This window comes from Rudaea sp., assembly GCF_057139185.1.
On sequence record NZ_DBNHDN010000003.1, the window covers coordinates 19,135 to 33,679 of the forward strand.

12 protein-coding genes are annotated in these 14,545 nt (G+C 64.2%); 9 read left to right on the forward strand and 3 right to left on the reverse strand.

The window, feature by feature from the left end; translation table 11 throughout:
• Positions 1-179 precede the first annotated feature (179 nt).
• The 7 genes from AC16HO_RS00225 to AC16HO_RS00255 all read left to right on the forward strand — a co-directional run bounded on the left by AC16HO_RS00225 (position 180) and on the right by AC16HO_RS00255 (position 10,232).
• Positions 180-2,081 (forward strand): M61 family metallopeptidase, encoded by a 1,902-nt coding sequence (locus tag AC16HO_RS00225; RefSeq protein WP_395643651.1) that lies wholly within the window; start codon positions 180-182, stop codon positions 2,079-2,081.
• 94 nt (positions 2,082-2,175) lie between these two features.
• Entirely contained in the window at positions 2,176-3,618 is a 1,443-nt protein-coding gene (locus AC16HO_RS00230; protein ID WP_395643707.1) for a transglutaminase-like domain-containing protein, read from the forward strand.
• Positions 3,619-3,644: 26 nt separating this feature from the next.
• Positions 3,645-4,433, forward strand: coding sequence for a L,D-transpeptidase family protein (locus AC16HO_RS00235; RefSeq protein ID WP_395643650.1), 789 nt, complete (start codon positions 3,645-3,647; stop codon positions 4,431-4,433).
• Positions 4,430-5,671, forward strand: coding sequence for a dicarboxylate/amino acid:cation symporter (locus tag AC16HO_RS00240; protein WP_395643649.1), 1,242 nt, complete (start codon positions 4,430-4,432; stop codon positions 5,669-5,671). The genes AC16HO_RS00235 and AC16HO_RS00240 overlap by 4 nt, the downstream gene beginning before the upstream one ends.
• A 244-nt stretch (positions 5,672-5,915) precedes the next feature.
• On the forward strand, positions 5,916-8,129 hold the full coding sequence (locus tag AC16HO_RS00245; RefSeq protein WP_395643648.1) for a TIR domain-containing protein: 2,214 nt from the start codon (positions 5,916-5,918) through the stop codon (positions 8,127-8,129).
• A gap of 148 nt (positions 8,130-8,277) precedes the next feature.
• Positions 8,278-8,418: a hypothetical protein gene (locus AC16HO_RS00250; RefSeq protein ID WP_395643647.1), complete on the forward strand. Its 141-nt coding sequence runs from the start codon at positions 8,278-8,280 to the stop codon at positions 8,416-8,418.
• 44 nt (positions 8,419-8,462) lie between these two features.
• Positions 8,463-10,232, forward strand: coding sequence for a hypothetical protein (locus AC16HO_RS00255; protein ID WP_395643646.1), 1,770 nt, complete (start codon positions 8,463-8,465; stop codon positions 10,230-10,232).
• A 36-nt stretch (positions 10,233-10,268) separates the two neighbouring features.
• Here AC16HO_RS00255 and AC16HO_RS00260 read toward each other — a convergent pair whose 3' ends face one another.
• Positions 10,269-10,856, reverse strand: a complete 588-nt coding sequence (locus AC16HO_RS00260; protein ID WP_395643645.1) for a hypothetical protein — start codon at positions 10,854-10,856, stop codon at positions 10,269-10,271.
• Positions 10,857-10,934: 78 nt separating this feature from the next.
• Positions 10,935-11,429, reverse strand: a complete 495-nt coding sequence (gene tadA, locus AC16HO_RS00265; RefSeq protein WP_395643644.1) for a tRNA adenosine(34) deaminase TadA — start codon at positions 11,427-11,429, stop codon at positions 10,935-10,937.
• An 87-nt stretch (positions 11,430-11,516) separates the two neighbouring features.
• On the opposite strand from tadA, the gene AC16HO_RS00270 reads away from it, so the two are divergent.
• Entirely contained in the window at positions 11,517-12,560 is a 1,044-nt protein-coding gene (locus AC16HO_RS00270) for a threonine aldolase family protein (RefSeq protein ID WP_395643643.1), read from the forward strand.
• Between the two features lie 30 nt (positions 12,561-12,590).
• Here the strand turns inward: AC16HO_RS00270 and AC16HO_RS00275 are convergent, their stop codons facing one another.
• On the reverse strand, positions 12,591-13,604 hold the full coding sequence (locus AC16HO_RS00275) for a zinc-binding alcohol dehydrogenase family protein (RefSeq protein WP_395643642.1): 1,014 nt from the start codon (positions 13,602-13,604) through the stop codon (positions 12,591-12,593).
• Between the two features lie 166 nt (positions 13,605-13,770).
• Between AC16HO_RS00275 and AC16HO_RS00280 the strand changes: the two genes are divergently transcribed.
• Positions 13,771-14,532 (forward strand): sulfite exporter TauE/SafE family protein, encoded by a 762-nt coding sequence (locus tag AC16HO_RS00280; protein ID WP_395643641.1) that lies wholly within the window; start codon positions 13,771-13,773, stop codon positions 14,530-14,532.
• The last annotated feature ends 13 nt before the right edge of the window (positions 14,533-14,545 follow it).

The window sequence follows — 14,545 nt, forward strand, 5'->3', positions numbered from 1 at the left end:
CCGCCTCTACAGGTTCGTAACGGCCATGTAGGATGCGCGGTCACGGTGATCCATCTGCAAGGTCCAAAGATCGAACCGCGGAGGCAAGAAGCCTGAAGTCGAGCAGGCTCTTCGTCATTCGCGCTTGGTGATTCATGTTTCCTTGCAACGCCATCGGACAATCCCGGTTGGGAGGGGAAATGAAACGACTGATTCGATGTCTCGGCGCAATTGTGCTCGTGATGGGCTTGCCTTGCATCGCCACCACGAATGAACAAGCGTCGCCAACTCCCGTTTCGCTGACGGTGCGCCTGCCCGATCCCGGCCAGAAACTCCTCTACGTGCACGAAGTCATCCCCGTGCAACCGGGGCTGCTGACCCTCTACTATCCAAAATGGATTCCCGGCGACCATTCGCCCGACGGGCCGATCGATCAGGTCATGGGCCTGCAATTCACCGCCGCAGGCCAGCGCATCGCTTGGCAGCGCGATGAACTGGATCGATTCGCATTTCATCTGACGGTGCCGGCGGGCGCACAGCAAATCGAGGTGGAGTTTCAGTTTCCGGCGACGGAGCGAGTGACGCCGAATCTCATCGACCTTACCTGGGATCATGTCGCGCTGTACAAGGCAGGCATCCCGACCAAGGCGCAGCTCTTTCAACCGACGCTGATCATTCCCGCCGACTGGCAATATGCGAGCGCGCTGGGAATCGCAACGCGCGATGGTGGTCGTGTCGCATTCAAGCCCGTGCCGTTCGACACGCTGGTCGACTCGCCGGTGATCGCCGGAAAATACTTCCGCTCGATCGACATCACGCCGAAGGGCTCGAAGGTGCCGCGCTGGCTCGACATGGTCGGTGACTCCGCCGCGGCCGTGGCGATCTCCGATCGGCAGCTCGCCGGCTTCCGCAGCCTGATCGAACAGGCGCAGGCGCTGTTCCACTCGCACCACTACGACAGCTACCACTTGCTGCTGACCCTGAGCGACCACACCTCGGTCGGCGGCCTGGAGCATCAGCAGTCCAGCGACGATCGCGCGCGCAGCGGCTCCAGGATGTTCGCCGACGCCGACCATTTCATGCTCGACGGCTCGCTGCTGCCGCACGAATACACGCATTCCTGGAACGGCAAGTTCATGCGCCCGGCCGGCCTTGCGACCGCCGATTTCGAGCAGCCGATGCGTCCCGAGTTGCTCTGGGTCTACGAGGGACTCACGGTTTATCTGGGTGACGTCCTGACCGTACGCAGCGGCCTGTGGTCAGCGCAAACGTGGCGAGATGCCGTCGCGTACCGCGCCGAGGAGATGATCCTTCGCACCGGCCGTACCTGGCGGCCGCTGGTCGACACCACGGTCGCGGTCGACTACTCCGCGCCGAATGCGTGGGCCAACTGGCGCCGCCAGAACGATTTCTATCGCGAAGGCCAGCTGCTGTGGCTGTCCGTCGACATGAAAATCCGCGAGCTGAGCCACGACAAGCGTTCGATCGACGATTTCGCACAAACCTTTTTCGCTGTCGACGACGGCAGTTCCGTCACCCACACCTATACCTTCGAGGATGTCGTCGCCGCGCTCAACAAGGTGCAAGCATGGGATTGGGCCGGATTTCTGCACGACTGGGTGACTGGCACGGACGCGCGACAAGTACCGTTGCTCTCCGGCATCGAGGCCAGCGGTTGGCGCCTGGCCTATGCCGACAAGCCTTCCGGTTACCAAAGCGCGCTCGAAAATGTCGGTAATGGCGAACTCGAGGGCAAGGGCATCAACGCCATGTCCACGGTCGGCGTGTTCCTGCACGACGACGGCAAGGTCGTGGATGTGCTGTGGCAGGGACCGGCATTCAAGGCCGGGCTTGCGCCGGGCATGAAACTCATTGCAATCAACGAACGCGCGTTCAGTGCGAATGTATTGCGTGAGGAAATCACGCGCGCTGAGCGCACCGGGAAACCGTTGCAACTTCGCCTGGAAAACGACGGCAACAATGAAATCCACGAGGTTCCGTATGTCGGAGGATTGAAGTACCCGGTACTGACGCGCATCCCCGGCAAGGCCGACGTCTTGCAGCAAATCCTTGCGCCGAAATCGGTCGGCAAGAATTCGTGACAAGGTCGCGGCGCACATGCATGGCAGAAGGCAGCCAACGATGCAAAGCATGACGACATATGCGAAACGCGGCGCGTGTACGTGCGCTGCGATGATGGCTGCCGTGCTGACATTCGGATCGACATCTGCAAGCTCTGCCGAGATCGGAAACGACGCGCAGGTCGTCGTCGATCTGGTCAGCACCGGACAATTCGACGCGGCAGAAAAACGCATCGACACCGATCTGCAGCAACCGGACTTGTCCGCGGCAACACGTCGCGTGCTCGAATTCCAGCGTGAGCGCATGGCGCGCGTTCGTTACGACTTCAGCCTCGACGCCGATCAATTGGAAGCGAAAGTGCGCGAGAAAATACCCGATCTTTCCGCCGCCGATTTCGCGCGCTGGAATGCGCGAGGGTTGTTTGAATCCATGCTCATCGACGGCCAACGTCGGTACTTCAAGCGAGCGCCTGCGAACCTGTTCCACATCAGTGCCGAAGCGCGCGCACGCGCCCGGGACCTCGAGGCCGTGGCCGACAGCGGGTTGCCGAAAGCGGTCCAGGGCATGTATCTCGACTTCGACCGGAAGACGATCAACGCGGCGCTCGACCACGGCCGCTCCAGCGTGCTGCCGCAACGTGTGCGGGTGACGCAGACGGTGACCGTCGATGCCGATGCCGTGCCCGCCGGCAAAGTACTGCGCGCATGGATTCCCTACCCTCGCGCCATCCAGGGCCGGCAGGATGACATCCGCTTCGTTTCCAGCGAACCTGCCAGGCACCGCATCGCACCCGAATCGGCCTTGCAACGCACTGCGTATCTCGAACGCAAGGCGCGGGCCGGCACGCCGACCGTGTTCTCGACGACCTACGAAGTGACCCTGCACGCGCAATACCACGCGATCGATGCGAACCAGGTCGTGGCGGAGAAGATCACACCGGAATTGGCGCCGTACGTCGCCGAGCGCGCACCGCACATCGTATTCACCGAACCGTTGCGCGTGTTTTCCCGACAGATCGTCGGCGGCGAAACCAATCCCTACCGCATCGCGCGGAAAATCTTCGCCGCCGTGGACGAGATTCCCTGGGCCGGCGCGCGTGAATACTCGACGATCGCCAACCTCAGCGATTACGCCTTGCACGCCGGTCATGGCGACTGCGGCGAGCAGACCCTGCTGCTGATCGCGCTCATGCGCCTGAACGGCATCCCGGCGCGCTGGCAGTCGGGCTGGACCTTCACCGACGGCGACTACGAGAACATCCACGACTGGGCCGAAATCCATCTCGCTCCATACGGCTGGATCCCGGTGGACGTCACCTACGGCCGCCTCGATTCGGATGATCCCGCGCTGAAATGGTTCTACCTCGGCGGGCTCGACAATTTCCGCATCGCCTTCAACGACGACTTCTCGCAGGAATTGGTTCCGCCCAAGCGCTTCTTCCGCTCCGACACCGTCGACTCGCAACGCGGCGAAGTCGAATGGGACGAAGGCAACCTGTACTACGACAAATGGAACTACGACTTCCGCTGGAAAATCCTGTCGTCCAAACCAGATTGATCGCTCCCCTCAATCCGCAGGTTCGCATGTTCGCCAAGCGCCGTCGCATCGCCTCCTTCTTCTCGCTGCTTCTCGCGGCCGTCCTGTGCATCGCGGGTTGCGTCACTTCGTCGACGCAACCCGTCGCAAGAGATCTGCCCTGGCGCCATTCGCGCCAACTCGTGCTCGTGATCATCGCGGACTGGAACGCCGACCATGGCCGCCTGCGCACCTATGCGCGCGAGGGCGGACGCTGGCACGCGGTGAACACACCGCAACCGGTTACGATCGGCCACGCCGGCGCCGCCTGGGGACTGGGCTTGAACGAAACCCGTGGCGACGGCCCGATCAAGCGCGAAGGCGACGGTCGCAGCGCGGCCGGCGTATTCCGCATCGGCGACGCTTTCGGCTACGCCAACCATGCCGACACCGGCCTGGCGTATCGCGCAATGCAGTCGTCCGACTACTGCATCGACGTCGACGGCTCGCCGCGGTACAACCGCATCGTGGACGCGAATGCGGTCGATGCGAACGGCTCGACCGAGCCTATGCGGCGCGACCTGCACTTGAACGGCGACCAGCGCTACCGCCTCGGCTTCGTGATCGAGCACAATGCCGCCGGCAAGCGCGGCGCGGGCAGCTGCATCTTCGCCCACCTCTGGCAATCACCGACCGACACGACGACGGGCTGCACGGCGATGAGCGATGCGACGATGAACCCACTGCTCGCCTGGCTGAAGCGCGAGGACGCGCCCATCTTCGTGCTGTTGCCGGAAAGCGAATACGCGCGCCTGCATGCGCAATGGGACCTGCCGGAACTGGAGACGCAACGGTGAATGCAACGACGCGTGTTCTGATTGGACTGGCGCTCGGTGCGCTGGGGGGGCTGGCCCTGGACGCTTACGACTCCGCGACCGCGGTGAAGGTGGCGGACTGGATCCAGCCATTGGGCCGCCTGTGGCTCAACGCCCTGCAGATGACCGTCGTTCCACTGGTGTTCGCGCTGGTCGTGGTCGGCGTGAACGCGGCCAGCGACGCGGCGGCCTCGGGGCGCATCGCGCGGCGCGCGCTCGTGGTGTTCGTTGTGCTGTTGACGATCGGCGTCACCGTGGCGGCGGTGGCCGCGCCGTTGTTGTATGGCCTGTTTACGCGCCATCCTTCATTGACCACGGCCTTGGGCGGAGCGGTGGCCCAGAATGCACCGGGCGCAGCGCAAGCGGTCGGCTGGGCCGACTGGCTCAACGGCATCGTGCCGAGCAACGCGCTGATGGCTGCGGCGCAGAGTGCGATGCTGCCGCTCGTGGTGTTCGCCCTGTTCTTCGGCTTTGCGCTGTCGCGCATCGACGCGGCACGGCGCGAGCTGATGGTGACGTTCTTCCAGGCGGTTGCCGACGCGATGATCGTCACCGTGCGCTGGGTGCTGGCGGCGGCGCCATTCGGCATATTCGCGCTGATCCTCGCGGTGTGCGCGCGTGCTGGCATGCACATGATCGGTGCGCTCGGCGTCTATGTGCTCGTCGAAAGCACGCTGTATGTGATGGTCACGCTGCTGATGCTGCTGCTCGCCTGGCTGTGGGGAGGCGAGCGCCTGCGCCGCTACGTACCCGCGCTGGTGCCGGCACAGATCGTGGCTGCGAGCACGCAGTCTTCGCTGGCCGCACTGCCGGCGATGCTGGAAAGCACCACGCAACGTCTGGGCTATCCGCAGCGGATCGCGGCGCTGGTATTGCCTATGGCGGTGAGCCTTTGCCGGCTGACCAGCCCGGTGCAATATATCGCGTCTTCTTGTTTCATCGCCTGGGCGCTCGGCATCGATCTCGGCCCCGCGCAACTCGTCGCGGGCGCGGCGCTCGCGGTCGTGATCAGCCTGGGCGCTGTCAGCCTGCCGGGGCAGGTGAGCTTCCTCGCGACCAACATGCCGGTAGCCCAGGCCATGGGCGTGCCGGTGGGTCCGCTGGTCCTGATGCTCGCGGTGGACGCGCTGCCCGACGCCATCGGCACCCTGGGCAACGTCACCGCCGACATCACTGCCGTGAGCATAGTGACCCGTCAATCCTCGAAGGATGCGGCATAGGGCTGCACTTGAAGTTCGATCGATTCCTGCCGGATGCACGCTGATCCGCTTGCCGGGAGCCATTCGACGACGCCGTCGCTGCCGCTGCGGGCAACATCGCCCGGTCTGCGCTATATTCCGCCCATGATTGGGGGAGCCACCAGGCTGCTGCGCCGTTTGCATGTGCCCGCTGCGTCGGGACGATGCGGCACGGGGACTCCTGCCAACGAGTTCAACGCCCCCTGAGCCTTGCGTCGTCGCTGCGATGGCCGACGAGACACTCGCGCAATGCGTCCCACGCTACTTCGCCTTCCTCAGCTACAGCCACGCTGACCGCCACTGGGCGGACTGGCTCTATCGCAGTCTCGAGACCTACCGGGTGCCGAGCAGGCTGGTCGGCCAACTCACGAAGACGGGGGTGGTTCCACGGCGTCTCATCCCGATTTTCCGCGATCGCGAGGAGTTCGCCTGCGCAACCGACCTGAGCAGCAATATCCATGCGGCCCTCGCGCAATCCGCCAATCTCATCGTGATCTGCTCGCCGGGTGCGGCGGCGTCGCGCTGGGTGAACGAGGAAGTGGCGACGTTTCAGCGGCTCGGCCGCAGCGAGCGCATATTCTGCCTCGTTGTCGACGGGGAGCCGAATACCCGGAATCTGCCGGGCAGCGAAGCGAAAGAATGTTTCGCACCTGCCCTGCATCGGGTTCCTGCAACCGGCCGCGATGCATCGGGCAACGGCTTCGAGCCGATCGCCGCCGACGTACGCCCGGGCAAGGACGGAAAAACCAATGCGAAGCTGAAGCTCGTCGCGGGAATGCTCGGCGTCGGATTCGACACGCTCAAACAGCGCGAACTGCAACGCCGCATCCGGCATATGGCAGCGATCGCCGCCATCTCGCTGGTCGTCATGCTCGCCACCACGCTGCTGGCGATCGCCGCGCTCATCGCACGCAATGCGGCGGAAGTCGCCCGCCAGTCCGCCGAGCGCCGGCAACGGCAGGCGGAGGATCTCGTCGGCTTCATGCTCGGCGACCTCAACGACAAACTCGCCCAGGCCTCGCGCCTGGATCTCATGGAGACGGTCGACGACAAGGCGATGGCGTACTTTCAGTCGTTGCCGGGTTCCGACGTCACCGATGCCGGCCTCCTCCAGCGCGCCAAGGCGCTGGAGAAGATTGGCGTGGTGCGGCAGGAGCAAGGCCACCTCGCAGCGGCCATGGAGTCGTTCGATGCCGCGGCCAGGCTCGCCGGTTCCCTGGCCGACAGCACTCCCGGCGATCCGGTTCGACAACTTGCTTATTCGCGCGTGCTTGCCTTCGTCGGCATGACGCACTGGAGCCAGGGCAAGCTCGATGCCGCGCAACAGAGCTTCGAAACCGCACAGCGGGTGCTGGAGCGCGCGCAACCACACGAACAGGACGTCCAGGGCCTGCTGTTTCAATCGAGCATGATCGCCAACAACATCGGCCATGTGCTCGAAGCACGCGGCAGGATCACCGAAGCCGAGGTGCAATACCGGAACATGCTTGCGCGCTGCGAACAGCTCGTCGCAGTGAAAAACCCGAGAACACGCTGGATGTCCCAGCTCGGCTCGGCGCACAACAATCTGGGCAAGATGGCGCTGCTGCGTGGCGACCTGCTCGATGCCGTGGTCGAATACGCGGCCGACGACAGGATAGAGACGACGCTTTCCGAGCGCGATCCCGGCAACGTCAACCAGCGCGGAAACATGATGCGCGCGCGCGCGATTCTCGGCCGCACCATCGCGTTGACCGGCATGCTCGACCAAGGTATCCAGTACCTGCACGCCGCCGTCGATGTTTCCGCCCAATTGCTCAAGATCGACCCCAACCAGACCGAATTCCAGGAATACAACGCGTTGTACTCCTCGCAGTTGAGCCAGCTTCATCGGCTCCGTGGCGACATGCCCCTGGCGAAAACGTTCAACGACCGGGCGTTGACGATATTTGCCCAGTTGCACAAGCAGGACGCCGTGAATGCCATCTGGCAACAGGAGTACGCGGAGGCTCTCGTGGAACAGACCGCACAGGCACTCGCGGAAGGTCAACGCGACGTGGCACGCAAGCAGGCTCAAGCCGCCATCGATCTGCTCGACCCGCTGTTCGCGAACCGGCGCGACGATCACGATGTCCTTCTCGCGCTGACGAAGGCGCGTCTGGGCGCCGCTTCCGTCGCCGAAGATGATGCGGCGGCGCGGTTGCACGAATCGGTGCTCACCAGCCTCGAGCCGCTGGTCGAGGACAACGATCCACGCCTGCTCGTGCTGCATGTCACCGCCCTCCTCGGCGTCCACAAGGCAAACGAGGCCAGGCCGCTCGCACAACGGCTTTGGAAGTCCGGCTATCGCGACGCCGCGCTGGCCGCCGAACTGCGAAAAGCGCACGTCGACTACCCGATCAACACGGAGTTCCGGGAAAAGCTCCGTCAGCGTCTCGGAGAGGCGGAATCGGGCAAGTGACGCCCCCGCGCAATCCGTGACTTGTCTCACGCAACGTGCTAGCGTGAGCAACTCACGCGTGCATCGCGCACCAATCCGGTTTCATGAGTGCCGCCGCGGAAACGCGTGGATGGCCGGCAATTCCCTTAGCACTGTCGAGGAGAAGCCCATGTCGCACGATCCGAAGAAGAACGAACTGCAGAGCGATCCGAACGCGGACGACGTCAACGAAGTCGACCAGAACGAGGAAAAGGATCAGGAAAGCGGAGGCCCGCTCGGCGAGACCGATCCGTCGATCAAGAATCACTGAGCGCAGCTGCCGACGACGCCCGCGTTCGCCGCCGGGAAATGCGAATGGGTGGGCGACATGGATCCGTTGAGGCGGCGCCTGGAGCGGAGCAATCCGTGGGGGCGCTGCCTTTGGTGGTCGGCGTCACGAGTCATCGGCACATCTCACCCGACGAAATCGAATCGATTCGCCGGTGCGTACGCGAGTTCCTGCGCGGTCTCCAACGTGACTTTCCGCAACGCCCGCTGCTGATACTTTCACCATTGGCCGAAGGCGGCGACCAATGGGTGGCGGACGAGGGGCTCGCGCTCGGCGCACGCCTCGTCGCACCGCTGCCGATGCCGCGCGAGCAGTATGCACACGACTTTCACGATGTCGACACGCGGGGCGAATTTTCCAGACTCTGCGCGCGGGCCCAGATCGTCGACGTATCGGCCCTGCCGGGATTCGTTTCGCCAGGTCCGCCGTCCCGCGGCGGGAATCGCGATCTTCTGTATGCGCAGGCAGGCATCTACGTCTCCAACCATTGCCATATCCTGATCGCCATCTGGGACGGCCAGGATTCAGACCATCTTGGCGGTACAGCGCAAATTGCGCACTACCATCTGACCGGAATCAAACCGGCACAGGTCGCGACGATGCATCCCGCACGGCGCAGACTCGGCCACCCGAACCACCAGATGCTCTACCACATTTCCTGCTCGCGCCAACGGCCGCAAGCCGCTCGCGCGGCGGGCTCTGCGCCTCGCCCCCCCGACGCCCGCTGGCGCATCGGCGAACACACGACGCCCGGCAACGAACCGATGCCAGCCACGTTTCGCGCGAGGCTTGATCTGGCAAGCGAGTTTGCGCAAGAGCAGCACAAGTATATGTCGCGCAATTCCACCCATCCGGGATTGTCGGAAAATCGCGACGGAACCGCGTCGACTGCCGGCGAAAGCCAAGTCGAACGCCTGTTCCGGTCCGCCGACTGGCTCGCAATCCATTTTCAACAACGTGTCGTTTCGTCGCTGAGAGCTCTCTACACGCTCGCGGCATTGATGGCGATCGCATTCGCCGCCTACGACAACCTGCCCGCGCAGGACGACATGATTTATGTGTTCCTGCTCTTGTTCGCGCTTGGCGGCTTCATCGCCCTGCTCGCCAATCGACGCGGCTGGCATCGCAAATATCTGGACTATCGTGCCCTGGCCGAGGGGCTGCGTATCCAGTTTCATTGGCGTCGTGCGGGCCTTTCCCTGATCGACGACGACGGCTTCGCCCACGGGAGCTTCCCGCAGAAAGCCGACGCCGAACTCGATTGGGTACGCGATGTCATGCGCTGTGCGGACGTGGAGGACGACGCAAGCGCCAGTCCCGCCGCAATCGCCACTATCGACGATGTCATTCGCCAGTGGATTGGTGATGCCAGGCACCCGGGTCAACTCGACTACTACGAACGGAAAGTCGCGCAACGCGCACGCACCCACCGGATGACCGAACGCATCGGTAGCGTGAGTCTCGTCATCGGTATCGGCATCAGCATCGTTCTGGCGCTATTCACGCATCAAATGACGGCCAACCTGAAGAACGACCTCATCGTCCTGATGGCGGTATTCTCGGTCGTCGCAGGCGTGCGTTCCGCGTACGCCTACAAGAAGGCAGACAAGGAACTGATTCAACAATACCGTTCCATACATCGACATTTCCTCGAGGCGCAAAAAGCAATCAGGCTCGCCCGCAGCATCGATGAGAAACGCGAAGTCCTGCGTCTGCTCGGAGAGGCGGCCCTCGCCGAACAAGTCGAGTGGGTATCGATGCAGCGTCAGCGCCCGCTGGAGCACAACCGCATCTGAGGCCAGCGCACCCGGTCCGCGATCCAGGAACCGGACCTACAGTCCGGCAATATGCACCGCATGCCTCGGCTTGTTGACCGGGCCGGGCACGGTGTTGGCGCGCATCTGCCGCAGTTCGGCGCTGTCGTGGAAATCGACGTAGGGCGTCAGGTCGAGATTGTCGGGCACCCTGTCGAGCTTCTCGTCGCCGATCACCTTGATGTACTCCTCCATGAATTCGTTGTAGGCGTCCCACTTGATGCCCTCGGCGCGCACCGCCGCCTGTTCGGCATGCAGCGCGATCTGGTGCGAGGTCAGGTAGTGCATGCCGAGCAGCTGGATCAAGGACTTCTCGACCGCCTCGTGCACGATCAGGAAGCGGTCGGTGTACACGCGCCGGCCGCGGTAGACGAAACTCTTCGGCATGTGCCGGTCGATGAAGATCGTGTGTCCGTCGACGCTGTAGCCGGCAAGGTAGGGAATGTCGTAGCTGCGATCGAGATGCACGCGCGCGACGATGGACTTCATCGCCTGATCCATCATCGTCTTGCCGATCACCCATTCCGGCCAATGCGACTTGGGCTGCTTCTTCGTGTCGGGTGCGAGCGCCTTGTGGAATTCCGGATGCCGTTTGGTGCCGTGCATGACTCCACTCCTCGGTGTCGGTAGGAAATCGCAGCCTAGCGCAGAATTTGTTGGAATTTCCCAATCGCGCGTCGCGACTCAACCGCGGCGTTCGCGGAAGAACGCGCGCAGCATCGTCCCCGCCTCCTCGCCGAGCAGGCCGGCGGAAACGGCGACGCGGTGATTGTGCAGCGACGAAACCAGCGTATCGAAAACGCTGCCGGCGGCACCGGTCTTCGGATCGGCCGCGGCATAGACGACCCGTTCGACGCGCGCATGCACGATCGCGCCGGCGCACATGACGCAGGGTTCAAGCGTCACGTACAGCGTCGATCCCGGCAGGCGATAGTTTCCCTCGCGCGCGCCCGCGTCGCGCAGCGCGACGATTTCCGCGTGCGCAGTCGCATCATTGCCGCTGATGCTGCGGTTCCAGCCTTCGCCGATGACGACACCGCTGCGCACGAGCACGGCACCGACAGGCACCTCAGCGTGCGCGTCGCGCGCATGCGCGGCGAGCTCGAGCGCGCGGCGCATGAATGCGACATCGTCCGGATCGAATGGCGCGAGCGGCAGCGGCGGGGAATCGGAAGGCATGCCGCGATTCTAGCAGTCGCCCGCGTGCGGTTTGATCGCCTTTGCCCGTAGCGATGCGATACTTCGCCATTGCATATCGGAGGTTGCATGACCGCTTCGAACAAGAACTTCGCCAGCGACAACGTCGTCGGCGCATCAATCGGAATCCTCACGGCCATCGCCGCGGCCAATGGCGGCGCGCAGCCTTCCTACGGAGCGGACGACTGGTCGCAACGCGTCGAGCGCAGGCTGCGCGAGGTCTTCGAGACGGATCTCGATGTGCTTCTCGTCGCGACAGGTTCGGCTGCAAACGCGCTGTCGCTTGCGGCGCTTGCGCCCCCCTGGGGTGGCGTGCTCTGCCATGAGGAAAGCCACATCAACAACGACGAATGCGGCGCCCCGGAGTTCTACAGCGGCGGCAGGCTGCTCACCCTCGCCGGGGCGGGGGCGAAACTCGATCCGACCCAACTGCGCACGCACTCGCTCGCCAAGATCGGCGACGTGCATTGCACCCAGCCGACCTGCGTCAGCCTCTCGCAGGTGACCGAGCTCGGCAGCGTCTATTCTCTGGACGAACTGCGCACCATCGGCGCTGTGTGCCGCGAGCGCAAGTTCCGCCTGCACATGGACGGCGCGCGCTTCGCCAACGCGCTCGCCGCGCTCGGCTGCACGCCGGCGGAGATGACCTGGAAAGCCGGCGTCGACGTGCTTTCCTTCGGTGCGACGAAGAACGGCGCGCTGGCCGCCGAGGCGATCGTCGTCTTCGACCGCAGCCTCACCCAAGAGCTGGCCTATCGCCGCAAGCGCGGCGGCCATCTGCTGTCGAAGATGCGCCTGGTGGCGGCGCAAATGGACGCCTATCTCGCCGAGGATCTGTGGCTGCGCAACGCACGGCACGCCAATGCGATGGCCCAGCGCCTTGCCGGGGGCCTACGCGGCGTGACGGGAGTCAGCGTCCACGAGGGCGGCGACGCCAACATCCTGTTCTGCACCCTGCCGCAGCGGATCAGCGATGGATTGCACGCGCAAGGATTCCATTTCTACGGCGATCGCTGGGGCCCGGGCGTGGTCCGCCTCGTGACCTCGTTCGCGACGCAAGCGGCCGATGTAGATGCGCTCATCGCTGCCGCGCAGCGCCTCGGTTCGAGTTGAAGCGTGCCTTCTCCCGTCGGGGGGGGAAGATCAAAACCCTTCGAGCACGATCTTGCCGCGCGCGGCGCCACTTTCGAGCAACGCGTGCGCGCGCCTGAGGTTGGCCGCGTTGATCGTGCCGAAGTGCTCGGCAACGGTGGAGCGGATCACGCCGCGATCGACGAGTTGGGCGACGCGATGCAGGATCTCGCCCTGCCGCGCAAGCTGCGGCGTGCGGAAAGTCGAGCGCGTGAACATCGACTCCCAGTGCAGCGACAGTGACTTGCGCTTGAACGCGAGCACGTCGAGCGACTTCGGGTCGTCGATCAGCGCGAACTGGCCTTCGGCTTCGAGCAGGTCGGGCATCTGCGCCAGATAGTCGTCGGTGTGGGTGATGCCGATCGCCGCACTGATCTGCGCTATGCCGATCGCCTTCAATCCCTCCGCCAGCGGCTTGGCGTGATCGATCACGTAATGCGCGCCGAGCTCGCGTACCCAGTCGCGCGTCGCTTCGCGCGAGGCCGTGCCGATAATGGTCCAGCCGGTCAGCTTGCTTGCGAACTGCACGAGAATCGAGCCGACACCGCCGCCCGCGCCGATCACGAGCAACATGTTGTCGCGCATCGGATCGGCGCTCTGCACCTTGAGCCGGTCGAACAGCAGTTCCCAGGCGGTGACCGATGTCAGTGGCAGCGCGGCGGCTGCGGCATAGTCGAGGCTGGCAGGCATCGGCCCGACGATGCGTTCGTCGACGAGCTGCAATTCGCTGTTGCTGCCGGCGCGGGTCACGTCGCCCGCGTACCAGACCTTGTCACCCGGCTTGAACTTGCTCGTCTTCGCGCCGGCTGCGCGTACGATGCCAGCCGCATCCCAGCCGAGGACGCGTGGCTGACCGTCGGTCGAGGACGCGCGCATGCGCACCTTGGTGTCGACCGGATTGACCGAGACGGCCTTGACCTCGATCAGCAGGTCGAAGTCGCCGGGCACCGGCTCGACCATGTCCAGATCGAGCAGCGAATCGGCATGATCGACCGGAAGTGACTGGAAATAACCTATAATTTTCATTTTGTTACCAAGTATTCCTCATTCAATCGCCAATCAAAAGCGTACGCGACGGCATATGCAAATTCCCGTGGATTGTTGGATACCGCAAGCTTAGTCTACGACGATCGCATCAGCGATTTTTCAGCACGACGCCCTGACGATGCTCGATCCGCAATCCCACAGCGCCATGTACACCCTCTGCGGCCTGCTCGTCGGCCTGCTCGTGGGTTTCACCGGTGTCGGCGGCGGCTCGTTGATGACACCGCTGCTGGTGCTTGCCTTCGGTTTCAACCCGGCCACGGCGGTGGGCACGGACCTGCTTCACGCCGCGATCAGCAAGGCCTGCGGCACCGTCGTCCACGGCCGCAACGCGACGGTCGACTGGCGCATCGTCGCGCGCCTGGCCACCGGTTCGATTCCGGCAACTATCGCGACGATCCTGCTGCTGCGCTATCTGGATCTCGGTGGCCACGGCAGCGGCCGCCTCATCGCGGTCATGCTCGGCATGGCGCTCATCGCCACCGCCACCAGCCTGCTTTTCCGCGGCCGCATCCTCGACGCGTTCGCGCGCTCCGCCGAGCGCCTGAGCGCGACGCAGGTTCACCACCTCACGATCGCGCTCGGCCTGCTGCTCGGCGTGCTCGTGTCGCTCACCTCGGTGGGTGCCGGCGCCCTCGGCATGGTCGCGCTGCTGTCGCTCTATCCGAAAGCGTCGTCCGCGCGCCTGGTCGGTACGGATATTGCCCATGCGGTACCGTTGACGCTGGTGGCGGGCCTCGGCCACTGGTATCTCGGCAGCGTCGACTGGACGCTGCTCGTGTCTCTGTTGTTGGGCTCACTGCCCGGCATCGTCATCGGCAGCCAACTGACCGGCTATGTGCCGGATCGCATCTTGCGGCCCATCCTCGGAACCGCGCTCGTGGCCGTGGGCGCGCGCCTGATCGTCTAGCCCGTGGCGATCG